This window comes from Serratia sp. PL7 (assembly GCF_945957435.1).
In genome coordinates this window covers 211,594-237,464 of sequence record NZ_CAMFLB010000012.1, presented here as the reverse complement: position 1 = coordinate 237,464, position 25,871 = coordinate 211,594, and the positions used below count along the sequence as shown (strand labels likewise).

Below are 25,871 nucleotides of genomic sequence, written 5' to 3'. Positions count from 1 at the left end.
GCCGGTTCAGAATGACAAGCGTTAATATGCATTTTTTATCTGACCGCTCACTATTCATTCGTAACGCCTATTAAACCCGCTTTTTGATGGCTGCAGGCAGGTCCGCCAGGCTATTTAGCACCCAATCGGCCAGCTTTTCGCCCTGCTCCGTCACCGGCTTGCCGGTACGCACCAGCACCTTGGTGCCGACGCCGGCCGCGATCGCCGCCTGCATGTCTTCCGGTTTATCCCCCACCATATAAGAAGCGGCCATATCGATGTTCAATTCCTGCTGTGCTTGCAACAGCATGCCCGGCTGCGGTTTACGGCAGTCGCACACCTGACGATACTCCTCTACTGCCGCCTCCGGATGATGCGGGCAGAAATAGATGCCGTCGAAGTCGACATCGCGATCGGCCAGCGACCAGTCCATCCACTCGGTCAGGTACATAAACTGGTCTTCGCTGAACTTGCCGCGCGCAATGCCGGACTGGTTGGTCACCATCACCAACGCGAAGCCCATCTTTTTAAGTTCGCGACAGGCGTCAATCACGCCGTCAATAAAGTGGAAATTGTCGATTTCATGGACATAACCATGGTCAACATTAATCGTACCGTCACGATCGAGAAAAATTGCTGGAACGCTTTGTGTCACCGCTTTGCTCCTGAGGGGCTGAATACGCTGACAGTATCGCATGTTTTACCCCGCACTGAGAACGCCGGAGAACGTCGCTGGCCGTTGACTTAGACGTCTAGACGCCTTAACATCTGATCCATACCTTGGTTCCACGCCGAGGTTTACTTTTATCTAGCCACGGGCAACCACGCTAAAATAAGAAGAATATGATTAAACTTTCTAACATCACTAAAGTGTTCCAGCAGGGTTCGCGCACCATTACCGCGCTCTCTGACGTGACCCTTCACGTCCCTGCCGGGCAAATCTATGGCGTTATCGGGTCTTCCGGCGCCGGTAAAAGCACGCTGATTCGCTGCGCCAACATGCTTGAGCGCCCTACGTCCGGCCAGGTCCTGGTCGACGGTCAGGATCTGACTTCGCTGTCGGAAAGCGAACTGACGCGCGCCCGTCGCCAAATCGGCATGATCTTCCAGCACTTCAACCTGCTCTCTTCCCGCACAGTGTTCGGCAACGTCGCGCTGCCGCTGGAGCTGGACAATACGCCGCGCGCCGAGATCAAAAAGCGCGTGACCGAACTGCTGGAGCTGGTCGGCCTGGCGGACAAACACGACGCCTATCCGGCCAACCTGTCCGGCGGCCAGAAACAGCGCGTGGCGATCGCGCGCGCGCTGGCCAGTAACCCCAAAGTGCTGCTGTGCGACGAAGCCACCAGCGCGCTGGATCCGGCCACCACCCGTTCCATCCTGGAACTGCTGAAAGACATCAACCGCCGTCTGGGCCTGACCATTCTGCTCATCACCCATGAAATGGACGTGGTGAAACGCATCTGCGACCAGGTCGCGGTCATCAGCCAGGGGCAACTGATCGAAAAAGACAGCGTCAGCGAAGTGTTCTCACACCCGAAAACCCCGCTGGCCCAACAGTTCATTCAGTCCACGCTGCATCTGGATATTCCGGACGACTACGCCGCGCGCCTGTCGCCGGAGCGCCAGGGCGACCGTCAGCCGCTGCTGCGCCTGGAATTCACCGGCCAGTCGGTCGATGCGCCGCTGCTGTCTGAAGCCGCTCGCCGCTTCAACGTGAACAACAACATTATCAGCGCCCAGATGGATTATGCCGGCGGCGTGAAATTCGGCGTGATGCTGGCGGAGCTGCACGGCAGCGACGAAGACGCGCTGGCGACGATTAAGTTCCTGCAAGAAAATCAGGTAAAAGTAGAGGTTCTGGGTTATGTCTGAGGCAATGATGTGGTTGATGGCGCGTGGCGTGTGGGAAACCGTCATGATGACCTTTGTCTCCGGCTTCTTCGGTTTCGTGCTCGGCCTGCCGGTAGGCGTGCTGCTGTATGTGACCCGCCCTGGGCAGATCATCGCCAACAATTCGCTGTATAAGATCCTGTCCGGGCTGGTGAACATCTTCCGTTCCATCCCGTTCATTATCCTGCTGGTTTGGATGATTCCGTTTACCCGCATGATCGTCGGTACCTCGATCGGTCTTCAGGCGGCCATCGTGCCGTTGACCGTGGGCGCCGCGCCGTTCATCGCGCGCATGGTGGAAAACGCCCTGCTGGAGATCCCGTCCGGTCTGGTGGAAGCGGCGCGCGCCATGGGCGCCACGCCGATGCAGATCATCAAGAAAGTGTTGCTGCCGGAAGCCCTGCCTGGCCTGGTCAACGCCGCGACCATCACCCTAATCACCCTGGTGGGTTACTCCGCCATGGGCGGCGCGGTCGGTGCCGGCGGTCTGGGCCAAATCGGTTACCAATACGGTTATATCGGTTATAACGCCACAGTTATGAATACCGTATTAGTATTACTGGTAGTTTTGGTTTATCTGATCCAATTCTGCGGCGATCGCATCGTCAAAGCCGTTACCCATAAATAGTTTCACAGCATATTAATGCGAGTCTAATGAGGAAGGGATATGTCGTTAACATTTAAATCCATCGCGACAATTGGCGCACTGATCGGCACTCTGGCTCTGGCGGGCTGTGGCCAGGATGAAAAGAATCCAAACCACATCAAGGTCGGCGTGATCGTCGGCGCAGAGCAGCAAGTGGCTGAAGTGGCGCAGAAAGTGGCGAAAGAGAAATACGGTCTGGACGTCGAGCTGGTCACCTTCAACGATTACGTGCTGCCAAACGAAGCGCTGAGCAAAGGCGATATCGACCTGAACGCCTTCCAGCACAAGCCTTATCTGGATCAGCAGATCAAAGATCGCGGCTACAAGCTGGTGCCGGTCGGCAGCACCTTTGTTTACCCGATCGCCGGTTACTCCAAGAAAATCAAATCGCTGGACGAACTGAAAGAGGGTTCTCAGATCGCACTGCCGAACGATCCGACCAACCTGGGCCGCTCGCTGCTGCTGCTGCAGAAAGTCGGCCTGATCAAGCTGAAAGACGGCGTTGGCCTGCTGCCGACCGTGCTGGACGTGACCGAGAACCCGAAAAACCTGAAGCTGGTTGAGCTGGAAGCGCCTCAGCTGCCACGTTCTCTGGACGATCAGCAGATCGCGCTGGCGGTGATCAATACCACCTACGCCAGCCAGATCGGCCTTACGCCGGCGAAAGACGGTCTGTTCGTGGAAGATAAAGACTCGCCTTACGTCAACCTGCTGGTTGCGCGCGAAGATAACAAAGATGCGGAAAACGTGAAGAAATTCGTGCAGGCCTATCAGTCTGACGAAGTTGACGCCGCCGCCAACAAAATCTTCAACGGCGGTGCGGTGAAAGGCTGGTAAGCGCTTATTCACCAATTTTATTCCTATAATTGCAAGACGGGCCAAGGCCCGTCTTGTTATTTCCGCCATAGATTGCTTCAATAGCGCCACTTTCATTAAGGCAGAGGAATCTCAATGCGTGTTTTACCTCTCTGTTTGTTAGCGCTCGCGCTGGCCGGATGTTCATCGCAACGTATCGCGCCATCCTCAACAAACAGCACCAGCAAGCCGACCACGACCGCCCCGGCCAAGACCACGCCGGCCGCCCGCCCCGCTCCGGTAAAACTGTATAAAAGTGCAGAAGAACTCGTGGGTAAACCGTTCCGCGATCTGGGTGAAGTGTCCGGCGAATCGTGCCAAACCACCGTACAAGACTCCCCACCGAATCTGGCTACCGCCCGTAAACGCATGCAAATCCGCGCGTCTTACATGAAGGCCAACGCCGTGCTGCTGCACGACTGCCAGATTGTCAGCGGCGTCGCCGGTTGTTATCAGCAGGCCGTCTGCCAGGGCTCGGCGCTTAACGTCTCGTCCAAATGACCGAATTCGTTTTCGAGCAGATCGGCGTGATCCGCTCGCCGTATAAAGAGAAATTCGCCGTGCCCCGCCAACCGGGGCTGGTCGAAGACGGTGGCGGCGAACTGCTGTTGCTACCGCCCTACAACCAGGCGGAAGCGGTTCGCGGTCTCAGCGATTTCAGCCATCTGTGGGTGATGTTCATTTTCCATCAAACCATGGAAGGCGGCTGGCGCCCGACGGTACGCCCACCGCGTTTAGGCGGCAATGCCCGCATGGGCGTGTTCGCCACCCGCTCCACCTTCCGCCCCAACCCGCTCGGCATGTCGCTCATTGAGCTCAAAGGCGTACGGGTGAAAAACGGGGAAGTGGCGCTGGAACTGGGCAGCCTCGATCTGGTCGACGGTACCCCGGTGGTGGACATCAAGCCTTATCTGCCGTTCGCCGAGAGCCAACCGCAGGCCCGCGCCGGCTTTGCCCAGGCCGCGCCCGCCGGCGATATGCCGGTGCGTTTCGCGCCGCAGGCGGAACAGCAGCTGCAGCAACATCAGGCGCGCTACCCGCAATTAAGGCGTTTTATCAGCCAGGTGCTGGCACAGGACCCCCGTCCCGCCTATCGTAAAGGAGAGGACGTCGAACGGGATTACGCCGTCTGGCTGCTGGATTTCAACGTGCGCTGGCGCGTCGTAGACGGCCACACCGAAGTGCTGTCGCTCGACCCGCGTTAAAATTCCGCCGCCTCTCTTTTGGCGACCCGCTCGCGCTGGTAAACTAAATCACTTTTTGGCCGCCACTCTGGCAGCCCGATGCAATTTGCAGTTCTAACGGAACCAAAACACCATGCGTACTAGCCAATATCTGCTCTCCACTCTGAAGGAGACACCTGCCGACGCCGAAGTGATCAGCCACCAGCTGATGCTGCGCGCCGGGATGATCCGCAAGCTGGCCTCCGGTCTTTACACCTGGCTGCCGACCGGCCTGCGCGTTCTGAAGAAGGTTGAAAACATCGTTCGCGAAGAAATGAACAATGCTAATGCGATCGAAGTGTCCATGCCGGTGGTTCAGCCTGCCGACCTGTGGCAGGAAAGCGGCCGTTGGGAGCAATACGGCCCCGAGCTGCTGCGCTTCGTCGACCGCGGTGACCGTCCTTTCGTGCTGGGCCCGACGCATGAAGAAGTGATTACCGATCTGATCCGCAACGAGATCAGCTCGTACAAGCAGCTGCCGCTGAACTTCTTCCAGATCCAGACCAAGTTCCGTGATGAAGTGCGCCCACGTTTCGGCGTGATGCGTTCCCGTGAGTTCCTGATGAAGGATGCCTACTCCTTCCATACCTCGCAGGAGTCTCTGCAGGAGACTTACGACGCGATGTACGAAGCGTACAGCAAAATCTTCAGCCGCATGGGCCTGGATTTCCGCCCGGTGCAGGCCGATACCGGCTCGATCGGCGGCAGTGCGTCGCACGAATTCCAGGTGCTGGCAGACAGCGGTGAAGACGATATCGTGTTCTCCACCGGTTCCGACTTCGCCGCCAACATCGAGCTGGCGGAAGCGGTCGCGCCGGCGGCTCCGCGCGCGGCGGCCAGCGAAGCGCTGCGCCTGGTAGATACCCCGAACGCAAAAACCATCGCCGAGCTGGTCGAGCAATTCGCGCTGCCAGTGGAAAAAACCGTGAAGACGCTGATGGTACGCGCCACCGAAGAGAGCGGCCACAAGCTGGTCGCTCTGCTGGTGCGCGGCGATCACGAGCTGAACGAAGTCAAGGCAGAGAAGCTGGCGCTGGTTGCCACGCCGCTGACCTTCGCCACCGAAGAAGAAATTCGCGCCATCGTCGGTGCCGGCCCGGGTTCACTCGGCCCGGTCAACCTGCCGATGCCGGTGGTAGCTGACCGCAGCGTGGCGGCGATGAGCGACTTTGGCGCCGGCGCCAACGTTGACGGCAAACACTACTTCGGCATCAACTGGGAGCGCGATCTGCCGCTGCCGCAGGTGGCCGATATCCGTAACGTGGTGGAAGGCGACGCCAGCCCGGACGGTCAGGGTACGCTGCTGATCAAACGTGGCATCGAAGTGGGCCATATCTTCCAGCTCGGCACCAAGTATTCGGAAGCGATGAAAGCGACCGTGCAAGGCGAAGATGGCCGTAACCAGGTACTGACCATGGGTTGCTACGGCATCGGGGTCACGCGCGTTGTGGCCGCCGCCATCGAGCAGAACCACGACGAACGCGGCATCATCTGGCCGGACGCTATCGCGCCGTTCCAGGTCGCTATTCTGCCGATGAACATGCACAAGTCGTTCCGCGTGCAGGCGCTCGCCGAAGAGCTGTACAACACCCTGCGCTCCCATGGCATCGACGTGATCCTCGATGACCGCAAAGAGCGTCCGGGCGTGATGTTCGCGGATATGGAACTGATCGGCGTGCCGCACTCTATCGTTATCGGTGACCGTAACCTCGACAACGAAGAGATCGAGTACAAGAACCGCCGCGTCGGCGAGAAGCAAATGATCAAAACCGGCGAAATCGTTGATTTCCTGCTGGGCCAGATCAAACGCTGAGCGACGAACGCCAGAAAATAAAAAACCCGCCTAGGCGGGTTTTTTTATATCCGAAAACGCTTACTTGCTGCTGCAGTTTTTGCTGCGGTCGAACGCGATTTTGCCGTCCGGTACCACCGCCTTCTCTATCTGCCCTTCTTCCATCGATGGCTGCACGCTGAAATGCGCATTGAAGGTCAGGAACACCGGCTCGCCGGCATTTTTGTTGGCTTTGGCGTAACCTTGCTCCAGCGCGATGTTGTTATCCACCGGGAACGTGATGCCGGTAGCGCAGTCCTTGAAAACTGCCGCATCCGCCATATAGGTGTAACTGCCTTTCATCACCATCGGCGTTTTAGGCAACGGTTTTTCAATCGGCTCCAGGCGATAGTTCAGCTTGGAGGCGATCGGCACGCCGCTGCGATCCAGCATCTCTAGGCTCTTGCCCACCGGGCGGAAGTAGCGTTTTTCACCGGTGCTGTCGGTCAGCACCAGCTTATCCGCAGTGCGCGCCCATTTGCCGTAGTCGGCAAATGTCTGATCGCCGTCTTTGGTGTCGCGGTAGGTTTCCTGCAGCACAAAGGTGCCGTCCTCATCCAGGAACAGCGCCGTGTCCAGACCGCCGCAATCGGCGCAAGGCAACAATCCTTGATAACTCTGCGGCATCGCCTGCAGCGGTTGTTCCTTCGGCTGATAATGATTGTTGCATCCCAACAACGAGAGTGCGCCTGCCGCCAAGAACAGGGCTATCGTAATTTTCTTCACAGTTATTCTCCTACTGTGTTCATGTATTCCTAAGTGCGAACCTTGCCACGCAGCGCCTTGGTGGCGCCTTTACGCGTCTTGCCTTCCAGGCGACGCAGTTTCGCTCCTTTCGTCGGCTTGGTCGCCTTGCGCGTTTTTTCCACCACCATCGCCTGCTGAATCAGCGCGACCAGCCGGGCCAACGCCGCTTCGCGATTCAATTCCTGACTGCGATACTCTTGCGCCTTGATAATCACTACGCCATCAGCGGTAATGAGATGATGATTCAGCGCCAGCAGCCTTTCCTTATAATACTCTGGCAGGCTGGATGCCCGGATGTCAAAGCGCAAATGGATCGCCGTTGAGGTTTTGTTCACGTGCTGGCCGCCCGCGCCCTGTGCGCGGATCGCCGTCAATTCCAGTTCATTATCCGGTATGGCTACGTTTCTTGACAGTTCCAGCACCGGTTACACCTGTGCCTGCTGCCACTCGGCAAACTGGATTTCCAGACTATTCTGAGCATCGGACAGCCAAATAGTTCCCTCCTGCAGCGTTGCCTGCAGCGTCATGGTGCGGCTGGCCAATGCCGTCAGGCGCGCCAACTGCTCGTCGTCAAGGAAACGCACGCTCAGGTTCTTGTAGCCGGCCACCTTACCCTGCATTCCCTGCCACCACACGTGCGCAGCGCGCTCGCCGTAAGCGTACAACACCACGCGCGGCGACTGGTTGCAGGCCTTGCGGATGCGTTTTTCGTCGGGTAATCCCATCTCGATCCACATTTCCAGCCCGTTGTGGTCGTTGCGCTGCCAGATCTCCGGCTCGTCGTCGGCGCTCAGCCCTTTGGTGAACACCAACCGCTCGTCGGCATGACAGATCCAGGCCAACAGGCGCAGCATCATGCGCTGCTCATTTTCGGACGGGTGTTGCGCCAGCGTCAGCGTGGCGTCGTGGTAGAAGTGACGATCCATATCAGCAATATTGACCGCGGCTTTATAAATGGTTGCTTTCAGCGCCATGGGTGACCTCGTTATTATCCGGCGACAGTGTACTTGATCAGGGCCAAACCCCGCCAGCGCGGCCAGGCCGCGGCAGTGCGAAAGGCGTGCCGGGGTGCTGATAACTCCATAACAGCTGTGCTATAGTCGTCTAGGATAGGATAAAACTCCGAGAGCCTGCGCCTCATCGCGATAGTAGTCTTGATGATGCAGAGGTTCTTAAGGGAGGAAACTGTGCAACAATACTGTGAGTTAGTACGCCGTACTTACGCCGAGATTGGCAGTGGAGATCTTGGCTACGTGCCTGATGCGCTGGCTTGTGCGTTAAAGGCATTGGACGATGTCGCAGCGAACGATGCGCTACCGTCCTCCGTTAGGGAACAGGCGGCCTTTGCCGCCGCTAACTTATTGGTGAGCGACTATGTTGATGAATGATGAGTACCAACCCATCAATTGCGATGACTACGACAACCTGGAACTCGCCTGTCAGCATAAACTTATTCTGAAGCTGGAGTTACGCGACGGAGAAGTGATCGAGGCCAAGGCGATCGACCTGCTGCAAAAGAAACGCGTTGAGTATCTGACCATCGAACAGAACGGCCAGCAGCGCGACCTGCGCCTGGACCATATCAGCAGTTTCAGTCATCCGGAAATCGGTACCGTGGTCGTCAGTCTGTCGGACTGAGCAGCGGTAACCCCATCCCAACAGGGCAGCCCAACGGCTGCCCTCGTCATTTAAGGCTTCAGGCTGGCGTAATAGGCCGCCAGATCGGCGATATCGTCATCCGACAGCCCCGACACGTAGGCCTTCATCACCTCGGCCTGGCCGCCGTTGCGCTCCCCTTTCTTATACGCCTGCAACGCGTGCTGCAGGTACATGGCGTTCTGCCCGGCCAGATTCGGGTACATCGGCACCGTCACCTTGCCCTGCGCGCCGTGGCAGGCCGCACAGGCGGCGGCTTTCGCCTGACCGGCCGCCGCATCCCCCGCCGCCAACGCCGGCAGGCTGAACAGGCCGGCGGCCAACAGCGTGATCCCCATAAACTTCATCATTGCTCCTCGCGATTATGATTTTTTTTCCCAGCGCAATCGCCACGGGCGTTCGCCTTCCGGCACCTGCCCCGCCTCACAGACGAATACGCCCAGCGCGGCGATCAACTGCTCATCATAATAAATCAACGGGATGCGTTCACGCTGCCAGGGAGGAATACCCAGCTCCTGCCACAGTTTTTTTATCGGCCGCGAATGGACGCGCCCCACGATGCGCACCGCACCCTGCACGCCGCCGAACCGAACGCTGACCTGTTGCGATGGCTGCGGTGCGCGCAGCACCAGCTCGCCCTCACCGGCAATCAACTGCCCCAGCCCGTCCGGCAACGTCAGCGGCTGGTCGGGCTGCCAGGGCAGATGCACATCGCGCAGCGCCGCCAGCGGCGGCAACAGGTGCAATCGGCCGCGGAAACGGCGAATCTGATAGGCGCCGAGCTGCAGCTGCGGTTCGGCATCCTCCCGGCTGAGCGCCACCTCTTCCCACAGGCGCTGAAGCTGCTCACGCGCCGGCATGGTGACGTTAAACAATGCGATCCAGCGCCGCAGCAAAGCGAAGCGCCGCACCGGCGAACAGTCGGTCAGGCCGTCAATCGCCAATGAGCGATCTGCCGCCAACAGGCTTTGCAGCGGTTCCGCCAGCAGTTCGTCCAGCAGTTGCTCCTGCTCGGCGCACAGGCCGGCGCTGCGCGCTACCGCCGAGGCGAAGTGCGGCCAGCGCTGGTTGAGCTGCGGCAACACCTGCAACCGCAGGAAATTGCGATCGAAGCGCGTGTCCTGATTGCTGTCGTCGTCTATCCAGGCCAAGCCGTGGCGTTGCGCGTAATTTTCCAGCGTTTGACGCGAACAGCCCAGCAGCGGCCGCAACAGCAGGTGCTCGCCCAGCGTGGCGCGCGCCGCCATCGCCGACAACCCCGCCGGCCCGCTGCCGCGCTTGAGCGCCAACAGGAAGGTTTCGCTTTGATCGTCAAGGTGTTGGGCGGTGAGCAGCGCTTCGCCCTCCGCCAATGCTGCGCTGAAGGCGGCATAGCGCGCCACACGCGCCGCCGCTTCGATGCCGCCCTGGCGGGCATCTACCTGCACGTGCGTCACCGTCAGCGGGATCTGCCAGTCGGCACACCGGCTGCGGCAATGCTCAACCCAACGGTCGGCAAAGGCGCTCAGGCCATGATGCACGTGCAGCGCACGCAGCTGCAGCGCCGGACGTTGGCGGCGCAACGCCGCCAGCAGATGCAGCAGCACGCTGGAATCCAGGCCGCCGCTGAACGCCACCAGCAGCCGCTGCTGCGCGCCCAGCTGGTCCGCCACCTGCGTCGTTAATTGATCAGTATCCATCGGTAGGCTTTGTCACTTCTACATAGCTGCACGTTAACCCCGCCTACCGCCATCAATCAAGCATTAACCGTCCGGGCCTGGCGTCGCGTCAGCAGCCACCAGCCGCCCAGCACCGCGATCACCGCCAGCGCACATCCGGCCGCTCCCCAGCCGATCTGGGCGAAAATGCGGCCATACGCCTGCATCGCCGCCCCTTCGATGTGGTCCTCGGCGGTCTGATTGGCGATGATGCCCGCCAGGTAGTTGGCGATCGAACCGGTCGCCAGCATATAGATACCGGTCAACACGCCGGTGGCGCCGGGGATATTCAGCCGGGTGATCTGCGCCATCGCCACCGGATCGATAAACAGTTCGGCAAAGCCCATCACCGCCAAACCGGCGATCATCAGCCCCATCGAGCCCGGCCCGTGTAGCCGCGTATTGAGCGCCATCAGCGTAAAGCCGGCGCCGATCAACAGCAGACCGAAGGCGAACTTGCACCAGATGCGCAGCGTGCGATCGCCATCGCCACTCGCCAGCCAGGCCAGCGCCACGCCGCCCAGCATCACCGCACAGGCGTTAACCGACTGGAACAAAGCGGTCGGCACCGTCCAGCCGAACCAGCGCCGGTCAACGAAATGATCGATAAACAGGCTGATGGAGCTGCCGCCCTGCTGGGCAAAGGCCCAGAACAGCGTGCCTAGCAGCATCAGCACAACGATCTGCCACAGCCCCCTGCGCTGGCCGGCGTCCGCGCGCAGCATAATGCGCGCCACCAGCACCACCGCCGCCACGCACACCAACCCGAGCAAATAGCCGGCCCAGCCACGTTCAAACAGCAGCGTGAAGAACAGCGGCGACGCCAGCAGCGCCGCCAGCAGCCATCCCCAGTGCGGCAAGCCCAGACTCCTGGCGCGCATCAGCGGTGCATTCACGCCGCGCGTGTGGCGGAAATGGCGTCCGCCCAGCAGAAAAATCACCAGACCGGCGAACATGCCGATCCCGGCCAACGCAAAGCCGACGTGCCAACCATAGCGTTCGGCCGCCAACCCGCAGGCGATCGGCGCCAGAATAGATCCGACGTTGCCGGCGGCGTACAGCAGCGAGAAGCCCCCTTCGCGGCGCGAGTCCTGCGCCGGATACAGCTCGCCCAGCAGGCAGCTGATATTGGATTTGAACAGGCCGTAGCCGCAGATGATGATGGCCAGCGCCAGATAGAGCGACTGGGCGGAGACCGCGCTCAGGCCAAGCACGATATGCCCCAGGGTCATCAGGGCCGCGCCGGCGATCACCGCGACGCGGTTGCCCAGCAGGCGGTCGGCGAGCCAGCCGCCAAGAATAGGAGTGACGTAAACTAACGAAGCGTAAGCGCTGTAGAGATCGATGGCGTGGCTGTCGGTATAGCCGAGTTGGTGGGTCAGATAGAGGATCAATAACGCACGCATGCCGTAAAAGCTGAAATATTCCCAAATTTGTATCGCTACGACATAGTAGATTGCGCGCGGCTGTGAGGGTGTTTTCATGGAGGTCTCCCATCAGTCGGTGAACGGCAAAGGGGAAGCGCGAGCGCCTCCCCTCTTATTGGCTGCGGTTATTTCGCCTTCAGCACTTTCACCCGATAACGTCCGTCCGCCTGACGATAGGCGCCGTGAATGTCGGTTTCAAAACCCGGATAATGCGCGCCGATTTCGCACAGCATCTGCAGGAACTCCAGCACCGGCCGGCTCTCTTCGGTCAGCATTTCGCCCGGCATCACCAGCGGCACGCCCGGTGGGTATGGGAGGATCATATTGGCGTTGACCTTGCCGACCATCTCTTCCAGATAGACCTCTTCCACTTCGCCGTGCAGCTCTTTCTGGAACGCCTGGTACGGATTCATCACCATGGTTGGCAGCACTTCGAACGCGCGGTACATCAGGTCCGGCAGGTTGTGCTGCTCCACCAGGCGGTGAATGTTCTGCGCCAGATCCTGAATGCGCATGTTTTCATAGAAATCAGGCGCTTCGTGATACAGCGAAGGCAGCATGTTTTTCACCCGCAGGTTCAGATCGAACGAGCGTTTGAAGTCGGTCATCGCGCGCAGCAGGCTGAGCGCCTTGGTTTTGTCGATGCCAATGCTGAACAGGAACAGCAGGTTGTACGGCCCGGTTTTCTCGACGATGATGCCGCGTTCGTCGAGGTATTTCGCCACGATGCTGGCCGGGATACCGAACGGCTGCATCTCGCCTTCCTTGCTCATCCCCGGCGTCAGAATGGTGACCTTGATCGGGTCCAGATACATGTGTTCGTTGTCGATGTTCTTGAAACCGTGCCAGGCGCTGTCGGAGCGCAGCGGCCAGCATTCCGGCTCATCGATATGCTCCGGCTGCCAGACGTCGAAGAACCAGCCGTCGGACTCGACTTTCAGGCGTTTGATCTCTTTGCGGAACTTGATCGCGCGCTCGATAGAGCCGTTGATCAGGCGCTTGCCGGCGTTGCCTTTCATCATCGCCGCGGCGGTTTCGGTCGACGCCACGATGCCGTAGTGCGGCGAGGTGGTGGTGTGCATCATGTAGGCTTCGTTGAAGGTTTCTTCGTTGATGTCACCCTTCACATGAATCATCGAAGCCTGCGAGAAGGCCGCCAGCAGTTTGTGGGTGGACTGGGTTTCGTAGATCACCTTGCCCTCCACGCGGCCGCCGCTCATGCCGCACTTGCCTTTATAGATCGGGTGGAAGTTGGTGTAAGGCACCCAGGCGGAATCGAAGTGGATCGACTTCACGTCCAGGGTGTTCTTGATAAAGTCGGTGTTGTACAGCAGCCCGTCATAGGTGGAGTTGGTGATCACCGCGTGCACCGGCCAGGTGGCGTTCGGGGTCTCCTTCACGCGCTTGGCGATGGTGGCGCGCTGGAACTCGCTCTGCGGAATGCCGCCGAGGATGCCGTAGGCGTTGCGGGTCGGGCGGAAGTAGATCGGCGTGATGTCGCTCATCATCATCAGGTGAGTCAGCGACTTGTGGCAGTTACGGTCAATCAGCACCGTGCTGCCCGCCGGCGCCGAATACATGCCGACGATCTTGTTGGCGGTGGAGGTGCCGTTGGTGACCATGTAGCTGCGTTCGGCGTTGAACACGCGGGAAATGTACTCCTCCGCCTCTTTGTGCGGGCCGGAGTGATCCAGCAGCGACCCCAGTTCGGACACCGAAATCGAAATATCCGACTTCATGGTGTTCGGGCCGAAGAAATCGTAGAACAGGCTGCCCACCGGGCTCTTCTGGAACGCGGTGCCGCCCATGTGGCCCGGCGTACAGAAAGTGTATTTGCCTTCGCGCACGTATTTAAACAGCGCCTTGGTCAACGGCGGCAGGATGGTGTCGATATACTCGTCGGTGTTCTGTTTGATCTTGGCGGCGATGTCGGTTGCCGCGCCGAGCGCATATTCGAAGAAGCGCACCTGCATGCGCAGATCGTTCAGGCTGACGTCCAGCGTGGAATAGGTGTTGGCGAACGCGTACAGCGGCATGTACTCGTTCAGCTGACTGATCTCTTCGCACAGCTCCAGGTTGTATTTGTCCCAGTCGAAGATCACCCCGCACAGGCGGGCGTTGTTCTCGATCAGTTTCAGCAGGTCTTCGCGATCGTTAGGGTAAACGATGCGGAAATCCAGACTTTCCAGCGCCTGATGCAGTTCACGGATAGGCTCTTCTTTGAAGTAGACACCCATGTGATTCATGATGGCGATAACGTTCATATGCATTTCTCCTGGCAAAGCAAGCCCCTTCCCGTCGCGGCTGACAGGTCGGAAAGAAAGGGGCTGGGTAAATTCAGTCGGTCAGCGGACGCGAATCAGTGCGCTTTGGCCGTGGTGTTTTCATCGACCGCCGCTGCGTTGGCAGCCTGGCGGGTATTCATTTTCCGGGCGTAGAACATCAGGATAATCAGGCTGATGATAAAGGTGCCGGACAGTTCGAATGAGTTGGCGCCCATCAGCGCGATGAAGCAGAAGCCGCAGCCGCACACCGAAGCGATCAGGCTCAGCAGGTTGCGCACGTTGACCCCTTCGAAGCGGATCAGATCTACGCAGGAATAGAAGTAAGGCAGCATGGTCAGCAGCACCGCGATGCCGGTCAGCTCGCCGAACAGGTCGGAAGCCTTGCCGCCGGCGGAGCTCATCAGGGTGATCAGCACCATCAGCGCGGTCATTTTGCAGCCGGCCAGCAGCAGGCCTTTTTTCGGAATGCCGTTTTTATCCAGCTCGCCGTACACTTTCGGGAAGTTGCCGTCGTTGGCGGCGCGCACCCCGGCCTGGCCGACCAGCATCATCCATGACCCGAGCGAGGTCAGGCAGGCAAAGGCGGTGAACGCGGAAACCATCGGTGCGGCCCAGTTGCCCATAATCGCCGAGGCGCTGATGGCGAACGGCGCGCCGCTGGCGGCCATTTCAGACGCCGGGAACATGCCGCTGATCACCTGGGTGGCGGCGATGTAGATGATGCCCGCCAAACCGGTGCCGAGCATGGTCGCCAGCGGCACGGTGCGTTTCGGGTTTTTCACCATGCCTGTGCTGACCGCTGCGGACTCCACGCCGATGAACGCCCACAGGCACAGCAGAATACTTTTGATGACCGCATGGCTGTCGGTGGTGCCGGAGGTATTCCAGTTAGCCTGGTAGGTGGCGGCGTCAAACCAGTGCCAGCCGAGGGTGGCGGTCACGATCACCGGGATCAGCACCAATACCAGGCCCAGGGTAGTCAAACGGCTGACCCAGGTTCCGCCCAGCATGTTGACGAAGGTGAAGACCCACACGATGGCGATACAGGCGATACCGGCAGGTATCGGGTTGTTCAGCGCCGGGAAGAAGGTGGAGAGATAAGAAACGGCGGTAATGCCGATGGCCAGGTTACCGATCCAGTTGGCATGGTAATAAAGCACGCCGGTCTGGAAACCGAAGGCCGGGGAAATTTCACCGGCGTAGGCGATAGGGCCGCCCTGCTGCGGGTTTTTGGTGGCGAGACGGGCATACACATAGGCCAGCGACATCGCCCCGATAATCGAGATCACCCACCCCCAAATGGCGATGGATCCGAGACTCGCCAGGTTGGCGGGCAATAAGGCAATCCCGCTCCCCATCATATTGCCGGCGACGACGCCGGTGCAGGCAATAAGCCCTATTTTCTTGGGTGAAGCCATGGTCAGTTTCTCCTGATTTACGTTTCTTATAAGCCACACCCATAAATAAAAGATTTTAATGAGCCGGCTTGATAGTCAGGATGCTAACCATCGGGGGGAATAAAGTCCTAAAGATAAAGTGAGATTACGCTCATGATCATACAAATGATAACCTGAGGTTTTTGATTAACACATCAAGATAAAAAGGTTTGCTAAAGAAAAGATAAACATCGTTTAAAAACAGAATGATGCCCAGGTTAATAATGAATAACAAACGACAGAAAAGGAACAATATTACGCAGCAAAATAACACAATGGCGCAACATGTCTTCACCAATAAATAACGCCGACAGCATTCCCGGAGAATAATGGCGGCGTAGTATCGGTTAATTATTGGTGCTGGTAGTTATTTAAATAAGGCACCACGTTGGTCAATGACGTCTGGAATACGCCATTGGTGATCCAATGCAAGGTATCCTCACCGGGGCGCAAATTGAACGCGGTAATATAAGAATCCGCCGCCAAATGATTCTGCCCCTGCATTTCATACACTTTGCCCAGCAACACATAATTCAGCCACGACATTTGCAACTCAATCCCCAGATCGATCGCCCGGTGCGCCTCGTCAATGCGCCCCTGCGCCAACGCATCGACCGCCAGAACTTGCTGCATGATCGGCGTGTTTTTCAATTCGGGGATCGTCGTCAGATGGCTGATATCGGCGCGCAATTGTGCCAAGGCCTGGCTGTCGAACGGTTGGTAAGAATTGCGCAGCACATCCACCAGCGCCTTTTCCGCCAGCAGGTAGTGGAAATTCGGCGCGCTTTTAATCAGCTCGCTCAGCTGAGCGCTGGCGCGAGTCAACGAATCGGCATCACCGTGGATCAACAATTGATGTGCCTGGTAGAAGCGCTGCAGCAGCGGCCCGTTGTCGGGCAGCAGCTGCGCCAGACGCTGCTCCAACTGCGGCGGCCAGGGCTGCTTCAGCGCCGTGGACAGGCTGGCGAGGAAATCGCTTTGGATCTTCAGCTGGTTATCGGCGGTAATGAAGTAACGCTTGTCCAACATGATTGAGCTGTCGGCGTTATCCACCAGCCGCACGGACAGGAAACACTGCTGGGCGCGGTAGTGGCGCTGATTGACGAACTCGATATACAGCGACTTGCCCGAGTTGCTGGGGCCGGAATAGTTATAGTTGGTCTGGTCGTGCACCAGGAAGGTCGAGTAGGTGTTCAGCGAATCGGTGATCAGCTCGCTGACGCCCACCACATAAGAGAGCTGCGGCATCCAGTTGCTGCAGCTCTCGCCGCCCTGAATGCGAATATCGATATCGCGCGGGTTGAGCAGCACCGGCATGGTCGAAACCGGCACGCGCTGCGACAGCGTGGCGATGCCGACAAACGCCACGCAGACGCTGAGCGCCGCCAGAAACGCCAGCCACACCCAGAACGTCGAGCGGAGATAAAAGCGCGGCTTCTTTTCGCCAGGCGCGGCGACCGGCGTTCGGGGCCGGCTCGGCGGCACGTACGGCGTCTCGTCGTCGTCATCGCTGCCGTCTTCCGGCTCATGCATGATCACCGCGATCTGCGGCGCCTGTGCGGGAGCAGGTTGCGTCTCGCCCTCTTCACACCATATCACCGACGTCGCCAGCTTATACCCGCGCTTGGGCACGGTGATAATATATTCCGGGCTGTCGCTGTCGCCGTCTTTCAGGTATTTGCGCAGCTCTGAAATACATTGGGTCACCACGTGGTTGGTGACGATATTGCGCTTCCAGACGTTGTCGATCAGCTCGTCGCGGCTCAGCACCACATCGGGGTGCCGGGCGAAATAGCACAGCATGTCGATCAGGCGCGGTTCCAGCGTTTTCTGGCGGCCGTCTCGGCTGATGGTGTTGTCGGCAGGGGTAACCAGCCACTCCCCGACGCGAAAAGCAGGCTCTTGCATGGCGGAAATAACTCTGTAGGCATGTAGGGCAAGGGCGCGATCATAGCATAACCGCCCCCGGCTGTGGCCGCCGGGAGGCGATTAAGCCGTTAACTCTCGTATAATTCTAACGGTAAACCATCAGGATCGCTGAAAAAGGTAAAGCGGGATTGGGTGTAGGGATCGACGCGCACCGGTTCGCAGGCAACGCCGGCCGCCTGCAGATGGGCGATGGCCCGATCGATGTCGTCAACGCTGAACGCCAGATGGCGCAGGCCGCAGGCCTCCGGGCGGCTGACGCGGGCCGGCGGCGAAGGGAAAGAAAACAGTTCGATAGTGTATTGTCCGTTGAGCGCGAGATCCGCTTTCCAGGAGTCGCGCTCCTCGCGGTAAACTTCACTCAGCAGGGTAAAACCGAGAATATCGCAATAGAAATGCTTACTGGCAGCGTAGTTCGCGCCAATGATCGCAATGTGATGCACCTGACGTAATCCCAGCATAGAAACCCTCTCCTGTTCATTCTGATGGGGCACGGTATCCGGCGGCGGCGATGACGTCAACGGCAAAAACCCCGCGGATTGCCGCGGGGCATGATTCAGCACACGGCGTCTCAGGCCTTCAGATCCGCCAACGCCGCGCCGAAGTTGATGTGCAGCACCTGCCCATCGACCACCAGCGCCGGTACACTCTGCACGCCGAGGCGCTCAGCTTCCGCCACGCGCGTTGGGCGTTCCCCCAGGTGCACCACTTCCACCTGCACGTTATCGCTCAACAGTCCCAACAGCTGCTGTTCGGCACTCACGCATACCGGGCAGCCGGCATGATAAAACACGGCCTTAGTCATCCTCATTCTCCTTGGTATTGACGGTTTCGGGCACGTTTACTTACCCATATTGTTTCGAATCGAAACAATTTGAACAGTATGCCAGCATCAATGACTTGTCAATATAGTTTTTAATCGATACTATTTACGCAGCCTGATGAGGATACGATGCTAAAACTGTTTGATCTGCTTGAACGCCTGAATAGCCTGCAACGCAGCTGGCTGCGCAGCCACGAAGAATTGGAAAGCCTGCCGCCGGTGCAGCTGAGCGCGCTCTACTATCTGGCACGCTGTAATCATTACTCCAACACGCCGATGGCCGTGGCGGAATACCTTGGCCTGACCAAGGGAACGGTGTCCCAATCGCTGAAAAAGCTGGAGCTGAACGGCATGATCGCCCGCACGGCGGACGCAAAGGATCGCCGCAGCGTGCGGCTGCGGCTGACAGAAAAATCGCGAAGTTTAATGGAGACTCTGTTTCCTCCTGCCTATCTGCAGCAGGCGCAAGACGCCATGCAGCAGGACGGCGAACAGTTGCAGGCGCTGTTAACCCAGCTGCTGCGCCAACTGCAGCGGCAGGAAAATGCGGCGCTGTTCGGCGAATGCCACCGCTGCCGCTATCACCAGCAGCGCAATGGCCAACCGTTTTGCGGCCTGACACAGGAACCGCTGCCGCTCGACAGCGTGAACCTGATCTGCCGAGAATTCGCCTAAACGATTATGCTGGCGCTTTCAACACCTTCACCAGATAGCGCCCGTCCTCCGTCAGTTTGGCGCCGTGGATGTCGGTTTCAAAACCGGGATAGCGCTCACCGATAGAGCACAGCATCAGCAGGAAATCGAGCACCGCCCGGCTCTCTTCGGTGATCATTTCTCCCGGCATCACCAGCGGCACGCCCGGCGGATAAGGCAGGATCATATTGGCCGCCACCTTGCCCACCAACTGATCCAGCTCGCAGGTTTCCACATTGCCGCGCACCTGCTCCTGGAACATCTGGTGCGGCGTCAGCTTCATTTCAGGCAGCACGTCGAACGCCCGCTGCATCAGGCGCGGCAGATCGTGTTGGCGGATCAGCCGATGAATGCCGGCAGCCAGATCCTGGATACGCATATGGCGATAAAAATCCGGATCCTCGGCGTACAGATCCGGCAGCATATTCTTCACCCGCAGGTTGAGATCGTAGGCGCGCTTGAAATCAGTCAGGCCGCGCAACAGGCTCATCGCCTTGGTTTTGTCGATGCCGATGCTGAACAGGAACAGCAGGTTGTACGGCCCGGTCTTCTCCACCACGATGCCGCGCTCGTCGAGATACTTCGCCACCAGCGCCGCCGGGATCCCCTCTTCCTCCAGCGCACCCAGCTCGTTCATGCCCGGCGTCAGGATCGTCACCTTGATCGGATCGAGGTACATATGATCGCGATCGGTCTGGCCGAAGCCGTGCCAGTTATCGTCAGGATCCAATGGCCAACACTGCGCCTCATCGATCTCCTCCGGCTGCCAAATGTCAAAGAACCAACTGTCGCTCTCCTCGCGCAGCCGCTGCACTTCACGGCGAAAATGCAGCGCGCGCTCCACCGATCGATTGATCAAGCGGCGCCCCGGGTTGCCGCGCAGCATGGCGGCGGCGGTCTCCATCGATGCCACAATGCCATAGTGCGGCGAGGTGGTGGTGTGCATCATGTAGGCTTCGTTGAAGGTGCTCTCGTCGTAGTCGCCCTTGATATGAATCATCGAGGCCTGGGAGAAGGCCGCCAGCAGCTTGTGGGTGGATTGAGTTTCGTAGATGACCTTACCGGGCACCCGATCGCCGCTCATGCCGCTCTTGCCGTCGTAAATCGGATGGAAGTTGGTGTAAGGTACCCAGGCGGAGTCGAAGTGGATCGACGGCACTGCCAGCGTCTGCTTGATGTAGTCGGTGTTATACAGCAGGCCGTCATAGGTGGAATTGGTGATCACCGCATGCACCGGCCAGGTGGCGTTCGGGGTCTCCTGCACCCGAGCGGCGATGCTGGCGCGGGTGAACTCGCGCTGCGGAATGCCGCCAAGGATGCCGTAGGCGTTGCGCAGCGGGCGCAGATAGATCGGCACAATATCGCTCATCATCAGCAAGTGGCACAGCGATTTGTGGCAGTTGCGGTCGATCAGCACCGTGCTGCCCGCCGGCGCCGAATACATGCCGACGATCTTGTTGGCGGTGGAGGTGCCGTTGGTAACCAGATAGCTCTGCTCGGCGTTGAAAGTACGCGCAATATACTCTTCGGCCTCGAGGTGCGGCCCGGTGTGATCCAACAGCGAGCCGAGCTCGGTGACTGAAATCGAAATGTCGGCCTTCAGGGTATTGGCGCCGAAAAAGTCATAGAACAGGCAGCCCACCGGGCTTTTTTGGAACGCGGTGCCGGCCATGTGGCCCGGCGTGCAGAAGGTGTACTTCCCTTCGCGCACGTAGTTGAACAGCGCCTTGGTCAGCGGCGGCGTAATGGTATCAATATATTCTGCGGTGTACTGCTGGATGCGCTGCGCGATATCGTCCGCCGCATTCAGGCCATACTCGAAGAAATAGAGCACCATGCGCATTTCATGCAGGCTGACGTCGAAGGTGGAGTGGGTATTGATAAAGGCGTACAGCGGTAGGTATTCGTTCAGCTCGTTGATCTCGCTGCACAGCTCCAGGCTGTAGTCGTCCCAGTCGAAGATCACCCCACAGATGCGGGCATTGGCTTCGATCAGCTTCAGCAGGTCACCGCTGTTTTTGGGGTACACCAGTTGGAATCCCATGGTGGCCAGCGCAGCGTGGAGCTCGCGGATCGGCTCATCTTTGTAGTAGACGCCCGTCGGGCCCATGATGGCGATGATATTCATCGGCAGCTCCTGTCAGTTAACGGCCAAGTCTCTATAACACCACGAAAATCCGGCGGTGTGTAGCCAAAAAAAAACCGCCCGGAGGCGGTTTCTTGCAGCGAAGAACAGAACTCAGCAGTAGCCGTAGTTCATCAAACGCTGGTAGCGACGGTTGAGCAACTCTTCGTCGTTCAGACCATCCAGATCTTTCAGATCGGCCAGCAGCTGCGCTTTCAGCGCGGCAGCCATCGCCGGCACGTCGCGGTGCGCGGAACCCAGCGGCTCCGGGATTACCGAATCGATCAGCTTTAACTCTTTCAGACGCGGTGCGGTAATGCCCATCGCTTCTGCGGCCAGCGGTGCCTTGTCGGCACTCTTCCACAGGATGGAGGCACAGCCTTCCGGCGAAATCACCGAGTAGGTGCTGTACTGCAGCATGTTCACTTTATCGCCCACGCCGATCGCCAGCGCGCCGCCGGAGCCACCTTCGCCGATGACGGTGCAGATGACCGGGATGTTCAGACGCGACATCTCACGCAGGTTGCGCGCGATGGCTTCTGACTGGCCGCGTTCTTCCGCACCCACGCCCGGATAAGCGCCCGGAGTATCGATAAAGGTGATGAGCGGCATCTTGAAGCGGGCGGCCATTTCCATCAGGCGCAGCGCCTTACGGTAACCTTCCGGCGCCGGCATGCCGAAGTTGCGGCGGATCTTCTCTTTGGTTTCACGGCCTTTCTGGTGCCCGATGATCATCACCGGGCGGCCATCCAGGCGCGCAATGCCACCGACGATCGCTTTGTCGTCAGCGTAAGCGCGATCGCCCGCCAACTCTTCGAAGTCGGTAAAGATGTGTTTGATATAATCCAGGGTATAAGGACGGCGCGGGTGGCGTGCCAATTGGGCAATCTGCCAGGCCCCAAGATCGGCAAAAATCTTGCGCGTCAGCTCAACGCTCTTTTCACGCAGGCGCTGAACCTCTTCGTCCAGATTAATATCTAATTTTTCGTCTTGACGGCTGACTGCAGTCAGCGAGTCAATTTTCGCTTCCAGCTCTGCAATCGGCTGTTCAAAATCAAGAAAATTCAGACTCATAGCATTCCTATTTTAGTCAAATTCCAAGTCCACCTGCTCATTGCCTACCAACGTCCGCAAATCGATCAACAAGCGGTCGGTGGGCGTCACGCGCCAGGTTGCGCCAAAACGCAGCTTGGCTCGTGCATCTTCCCGTTGATAGTAGAGATGCACTGGAATCGTCCCCGAGCGATGGGGTTCCAACGACTGACGGAGACGGTTCAAAAGCTGGTCATCAATTTGCCTGTCAGTCAGCGAGATAGCAAGCCCGCGAGCGTATTTTTCCCGGGCTTCACTGATGTCCATTACCTCGCGGGCCATCATTTTAAGCCCGCCGCTAAAGTCATCAAAGCTGACCTGTCCACTGGCGATAAGGATACGGTCTTTTTCCAACAAATGCTGGTATTTTTCTAGCGCTTCGGTGAATAGCATCACTTCCAGACGGCCCGAACGGTCATCCAGCGTGCAAATGCCGATACGGTTGCCGCGCTTGGTCACCATGACCCGCGCGGCGACCACCAACCCGACGGCGGTAGTCATTTTGCCCCGATCCGTCGGGTGCATGTCTTTCAAACGCTGGCCACCGGCGTAACGTTCGATTTCCTTCAGGTACTGGGTGATCGGGTGGCCAGTCAGGTAGAGCCCCAGCGTCTCCCGCTCACCGTCCAGCACCACCTGCTCTGGCCAGGGCGCAATATTGGCGTAGGATTGCTCCACCTGCTCCGGCGCTTCCGCCAGTACGCCAAACATATCCACCTGGCCAATAGCTTCGGCTTTCGCATGCTGATCCGCCGCTTTCAACGCGTCGCCGAGCGAATTCATCAGCGCGGCGCGGTGCGGCCCAAGGCGATCGAACGCCCCGGACATGATCAGTTTTTCCAGAATGCGGCGGTTCAGTTTCTTGATGTCAGAGCGCGCGCACAGGTCGAACAGGTCTTTGAAGTAACCTTGTTCGCCGCTGTTGCGCGCCTCGATAATGGCCTCGATCGGCCCTTCCCCCACGCCCTTGATCGCGCCGATGCCATAAACGATCTCGCCATCGTCGTTGACGTGGAAGTGATACAGGCCACTGTTGATGTCCGGCGGCAGGATCTTCAGCCCCATGCGCCAACATTCGTCCACCAGCCCAACCACTTTGTCGGTGTTGTCCATATCGGCGGTCATGACCGCCGCCATAAACTCGGCCGGGTAGTGCGCCTTCAGCCACAGCGTCTGATACGACACCAACGCATAGGCGGCGGAGTGCGATTTGTTGAAGCCGTAACCGGCGAATTTCTCCACCAGGTCGAAGATTTTCACCGACAGTTCACCGTCGATGCCGCGCGATTTCGCGCCGTCTTCAAAGCCGCCGCGCTGCTTGGCCATTTCGACCGGGTTCTTTTTACCCATCGCACGACGCAGCATGTCCGCGCCACCCAAGGTGTAGCCGGCCAACACCTGGGCAATCTGCATCACCTGTTCCTGATACAGGATGATGCCGTAGGTCGGTTCCAGCACCGGCTTGAGCGACTCGTGCTGCCACTGAATGTCCGGGTAGGAGATCTCTTCGCGGCCGTGCTTGCGGTCGATGAAGTTATCCACCATCCCCGACTGCAGCGGCCCCGGACGGAACAGCGCCACCAGTGCGATCATGTCTTCGAAGCAGTCGGGCTTCAGGCGTTTGATCAAATCTTTCATGCCGCGCGATTCAAGCTGGAACACCGCCGTGGTTTCCGAGCGCTGCAGCATGTCGAAGCTTTTCTTGTCGTCGAGCGGAATGGCGGCGATGTCGATCGGTTCCAGCCCGGTCTTGGCGCGCCGGGCGTTGATCATTTCCAGCGCCCAGTCGATGATGGTCAGAGTACGCAGGCCGAGGAAGTCGAACTTCACCAGCCCGGCGTATTCCACGTCGTTCTTGTCGAACTGGGTCACCGGATGGTGCCCTTCGGCGTCGCAGTACAGCGGCGCGAAGTCGGTGATCTTGGTCGGCGCGATCACCACGCCACCGGCGTGTTTACCGGCGTTGCGCGTTACCCCTTCCAGCTTGCGCGCCATGTCGATCAGCGCCTTGACCTCTTCATCGGCCTCGTAAATCTCCGGCAGCTGCGGTTCGGCGGCAAAGGCTTTCTCCAGCGTCATGCCCGGATCCGGCGGCACCAGTTTGGAGATGCGATCGACGAAGCCGTACGGGTGCCCCAGCACCCGGCCTACGTCGCGGATAACCGCTTTCGCCGCCATGGTCCCGAAGGTGATGATCTGCGATACCGCTTCGCGGCCGTACATCTCCGCCACGTGCTCGATCACCTGGTCGCGCTTCTCCATGCAGAAGTCGACGTCGAAGTCGGGCATCGAAACACGTTCCGGGTTCAGGAAGCGTTCGAACAGCAGGTCGAATTCCAGCGGATCGAGGTCGGTGATTTTCAACGCATAGGCCACCAGAGAACCGGCGCCGGAGCCGCGCCCTGGGCCTACCGGCACGTTGTTGTCCTTTGACCACTGGATAAACTCCATCACGATCAGGAAGTAGCCGGGGAACCCCATCTGGTTGATCACCTTCAGCTCGACGTCCAGACGCTCGTCGTATTCCGGGCGGCGCTGCGCGCGCACTTCAGGATCGGGGAACAGGAACTCGAGACGCTCTTCCAGCCCTTCTTTAGATTTGAGCACCAGGAAGTCCTCGGTGCTCATATCGCCGGTTGGGAACTGCGGCAGGAAGTATTCGCCGAGGCGAATGGTGACGTTACAGCGCTTGGCGATCTCGACGCTGTTCAGCAGCGCTTCCGGGATGTCGGCGAACAGCTCGCACATCTCGTCTTCGCTGCGCATGTATTGCTGCGGGCTGTAGTTGCGTGGCCGCTTGGGATCGTCCAGCGTAAAACCGTCGTGAATGGCGACGCGAATTTCATGAGCGTCAAAATCGTCTTCCACCAGGAAGCGCACGTCGTTGGTGGCCACCACCGGCAAACCGCGCTCGGTGGCCAGCGCCACCGCCGCATGCAGATAGTTCTCTTCGTCCGGGCGGCCGGTGCGGATCAGTTCCAGGTAGTAACAGTCCGGGAAATACTGTTGGTAGAAGTCCAGGCATTGATCCACCTGCGCCTGGTTACCGCGCAGCAGGAACTTGCCGACGTCGCCCTGACGCGCGCCGGAAAGCAGGATCAGCCCTTCGCGATGTTCAATCAGCCAGTCGCGATCAATGGTCGGGCCGGCGGCGCCGTAGCCACGCTGATAGGCGCGGGAAATCAGCAGCGTCAGGTTCTGGTAGCCTTCGTTGTTGCTGGCCAGCACCGTCAGCTGAGCCAGTTCGTCGCCCAGCTCATCGCTTTGCACATGGAAATCCGCGCCGATGATCGGTTTGATCCCGGCGCCGTGCGCGCTGCCGTAGAACTTCACCAGCCCGCACAGGTTGGTGAAATCAGTGATTGCCAGAGCAGGCATGGCTAACGCGGCGGCTCTTTTCACCAGCGGCGCCGTCTTGGCCAATCCATCAATCATGGAGTAGTCACTGTGGACGCGCAGGTGAATAAAACGAGGTTCGGCCATCTCCAGATACCTGATTGAAGGGGCTCAGCAGGCTGAGCCCGGGTTAATGCTATC

At 58.9% G+C, this 25,871-nt stretch carries 24 protein-coding genes; 9 read left to right on the top strand and 15 right to left on the bottom strand.

Annotated elements, in window-relative coordinates; all coding sequences use genetic code 11:
* Positions 1-70 precede the first annotated feature (70 nt).
* Complete coding sequence (gmhB, locus tag N6G83_RS34395) at positions 71-634, bottom strand: D-glycero-beta-D-manno-heptose 1,7-bisphosphate 7-phosphatase (protein ID WP_025304009.1); 564 nt, start codon at positions 632-634, stop codon at positions 71-73.
* A gap of 188 nt (positions 635-822) precedes the next feature.
* Between gmhB and metN the strand changes: the two genes are divergently transcribed.
* From metN to proS, 6 genes are all read left to right on the top strand, one after another.
* The gene (gene metN, locus N6G83_RS34390) at positions 823-1,854 is read left to right on the top strand and encodes a methionine ABC transporter ATP-binding protein MetN (protein WP_004932012.1); all 1,032 of its coding nucleotides are present in this window, start codon (positions 823-825) and stop codon (positions 1,852-1,854) included.
* Positions 1,847-2,500: a methionine ABC transporter permease MetI gene (locus N6G83_RS34385; protein WP_004932010.1), complete on the top strand. Its 654-nt coding sequence runs from the start codon at positions 1,847-1,849 to the stop codon at positions 2,498-2,500. Before metN ends, N6G83_RS34385 begins: the two co-directional genes overlap by 8 nt.
* 39 nt (positions 2,501-2,539) lie before the next feature.
* Complete coding sequence (locus N6G83_RS34380; RefSeq protein ID WP_025304010.1) at positions 2,540-3,355, top strand: MetQ/NlpA family lipoprotein; 816 nt, start codon at positions 2,540-2,542, stop codon at positions 3,353-3,355.
* Between the two features lie 114 nt (positions 3,356-3,469).
* Positions 3,470-3,874: an Rcs stress response system protein RcsF gene (gene rcsF / locus N6G83_RS34375; RefSeq protein ID WP_025304011.1), complete on the top strand. Its 405-nt coding sequence runs from the start codon at positions 3,470-3,472 to the stop codon at positions 3,872-3,874.
* Positions 3,871-4,578, top strand: coding sequence for a tRNA (N6-threonylcarbamoyladenosine(37)-N6)-methyltransferase TrmO (tsaA, locus tag N6G83_RS34370; protein ID WP_033644898.1), 708 nt, complete (start codon positions 3,871-3,873; stop codon positions 4,576-4,578). Before rcsF ends, tsaA begins: the two co-directional genes overlap by 4 nt.
* A 112-nt stretch (positions 4,579-4,690) precedes the next feature.
* On the top strand, positions 4,691-6,409 hold the full coding sequence (proS, locus tag N6G83_RS34365; protein WP_089196204.1) for a proline--tRNA ligase: 1,719 nt from the start codon (positions 4,691-4,693) through the stop codon (positions 6,407-6,409).
* Positions 6,410-6,469: 60 nt separating this feature from the next.
* On the opposite strand, the gene nlpE is transcribed toward proS, so the two are convergent.
* From nlpE to N6G83_RS34350, 3 genes are read right to left on the bottom strand one after another with little or no spacing between them, the layout of a single operon-like run.
* The gene (gene nlpE, locus N6G83_RS34360) at positions 6,470-7,153 is read right to left on the bottom strand and encodes an envelope stress response activation lipoprotein NlpE (protein WP_260516161.1); all 684 of its coding nucleotides are present in this window, start codon (positions 7,151-7,153) and stop codon (positions 6,470-6,472) included.
* A gap of 29 nt (positions 7,154-7,182) precedes the next feature.
* Positions 7,183-7,596 carry an alternative ribosome rescue aminoacyl-tRNA hydrolase ArfB gene (arfB, locus tag N6G83_RS34355; RefSeq protein WP_004931997.1) on the bottom strand — a complete coding sequence of 138 codons (414 nt, stop codon included), beginning with the start codon at positions 7,594-7,596 and terminating at the stop codon, positions 7,183-7,185.
* A 3-nt stretch (positions 7,597-7,599) separates the two neighbouring features.
* The gene (locus N6G83_RS34350) at positions 7,600-8,148 is read right to left on the bottom strand and encodes a YaeQ family protein (RefSeq protein ID WP_025304016.1); all 549 of its coding nucleotides are present in this window, start codon (positions 8,146-8,148) and stop codon (positions 7,600-7,602) included.
* A 213-nt stretch (positions 8,149-8,361) separates the two neighbouring features.
* On the opposite strand from N6G83_RS34350, the gene N6G83_RS34345 reads away from it, so the two are divergent.
* Together N6G83_RS34345 and rof are read left to right on the top strand one after the other, a co-directional pair.
* Positions 8,362-8,562: a YaeP family protein gene (locus N6G83_RS34345; protein ID WP_004931993.1), complete on the top strand. Its 201-nt coding sequence runs from the start codon at positions 8,362-8,364 to the stop codon at positions 8,560-8,562.
* Positions 8,549-8,812, top strand: a complete 264-nt coding sequence (rof, locus tag N6G83_RS34340) for a Rho-binding antiterminator (protein ID WP_004931991.1) — start codon at positions 8,549-8,551, stop codon at positions 8,810-8,812. Before N6G83_RS34345 ends, rof begins: the two co-directional genes overlap by 14 nt.
* Before the next feature lie 50 nt (positions 8,813-8,862).
* Here rof and N6G83_RS34335 read toward each other — a convergent pair whose 3' ends face one another.
* From N6G83_RS34335 to N6G83_RS34300, 8 genes are all read right to left on the bottom strand, one after another.
* A complete protein-coding gene (locus N6G83_RS34335; RefSeq protein WP_373275578.1) occupies positions 8,863-9,180 on the bottom strand; it encodes a c-type cytochrome in 318 nt (105 codons plus the stop codon).
* Between the two features lie 12 nt (positions 9,181-9,192).
* Positions 9,193-10,509 carry a tRNA lysidine(34) synthetase TilS gene (gene tilS / locus N6G83_RS34330; protein ID WP_260516160.1) on the bottom strand — a complete coding sequence of 439 codons (1,317 nt, stop codon included), beginning with the start codon at positions 10,507-10,509 and terminating at the stop codon, positions 9,193-9,195.
* A 56-nt stretch (positions 10,510-10,565) separates the two neighbouring features.
* Positions 10,566-12,011, bottom strand: a complete 1,446-nt coding sequence (gene dtpD, locus N6G83_RS34325) for a dipeptide permease DtpD (protein WP_049296148.1) — start codon at positions 12,009-12,011, stop codon at positions 10,566-10,568.
* A 68-nt stretch (positions 12,012-12,079) separates the two neighbouring features.
* Positions 12,080-14,218 (bottom strand): lysine decarboxylase CadA, encoded by a 2,139-nt coding sequence (gene cadA, locus N6G83_RS34320; protein ID WP_043139919.1) that lies wholly within the window; start codon positions 14,216-14,218, stop codon positions 12,080-12,082.
* 95 nt (positions 14,219-14,313) lie between these two features.
* Complete coding sequence (gene cadB / locus N6G83_RS34315) at positions 14,314-15,657, bottom strand: cadaverine/lysine antiporter (protein ID WP_025304021.1); 1,344 nt, start codon at positions 15,655-15,657, stop codon at positions 14,314-14,316.
* 369 nt (positions 15,658-16,026) lie between these two features.
* Positions 16,027-17,583, bottom strand: a complete 1,557-nt coding sequence (gene cadC, locus N6G83_RS34310) for a lysine decarboxylation/transport transcriptional activator CadC (RefSeq protein ID WP_089181232.1) — start codon at positions 17,581-17,583, stop codon at positions 16,027-16,029.
* Positions 17,584-17,672: 89 nt separating this feature from the next.
* On the bottom strand, positions 17,673-18,062 hold the full coding sequence (locus N6G83_RS34305) for a VOC family protein (RefSeq protein WP_025304023.1): 390 nt from the start codon (positions 18,060-18,062) through the stop codon (positions 17,673-17,675).
* A gap of 110 nt (positions 18,063-18,172) precedes the next feature.
* Positions 18,173-18,406 carry a glutaredoxin domain-containing protein gene (locus N6G83_RS34300; RefSeq protein ID WP_025304024.1) on the bottom strand — a complete coding sequence of 78 codons (234 nt, stop codon included), beginning with the start codon at positions 18,404-18,406 and terminating at the stop codon, positions 18,173-18,175.
* Positions 18,407-18,553: 147 nt separating this feature from the next.
* Here N6G83_RS34300 and N6G83_RS34295 point away from each other — a divergent pair, with 147 nt between their 5' ends.
* Positions 18,554-19,099: a MarR family winged helix-turn-helix transcriptional regulator gene (locus N6G83_RS34295; protein ID WP_025304025.1), complete on the top strand. Its 546-nt coding sequence runs from the start codon at positions 18,554-18,556 to the stop codon at positions 19,097-19,099.
* Between the two features lie 4 nt (positions 19,100-19,103).
* Here N6G83_RS34295 and N6G83_RS34290 read toward each other — a convergent pair whose 3' ends face one another.
* The 3 genes from N6G83_RS34290 to dnaE all read right to left on the bottom strand — a co-directional run bounded on the left by N6G83_RS34290 (position 19,104) and on the right by dnaE (position 25,817).
* The gene (locus N6G83_RS34290) at positions 19,104-21,245 is read right to left on the bottom strand and encodes a lysine decarboxylase LdcC (protein WP_025304026.1); all 2,142 of its coding nucleotides are present in this window, start codon (positions 21,243-21,245) and stop codon (positions 19,104-19,106) included.
* A 111-nt stretch (positions 21,246-21,356) separates the two neighbouring features.
* Complete coding sequence (accA, locus tag N6G83_RS34285) at positions 21,357-22,316, bottom strand: acetyl-CoA carboxylase carboxyl transferase subunit alpha (RefSeq protein WP_019455765.1); 960 nt, start codon at positions 22,314-22,316, stop codon at positions 21,357-21,359.
* Between the two features lie 12 nt (positions 22,317-22,328).
* Positions 22,329-25,817, bottom strand: coding sequence for a DNA polymerase III subunit alpha (gene dnaE / locus N6G83_RS34280; RefSeq protein WP_025304027.1), 3,489 nt, complete (start codon positions 25,815-25,817; stop codon positions 22,329-22,331).
* Positions 25,818-25,871 lie beyond the last annotated feature (54 nt).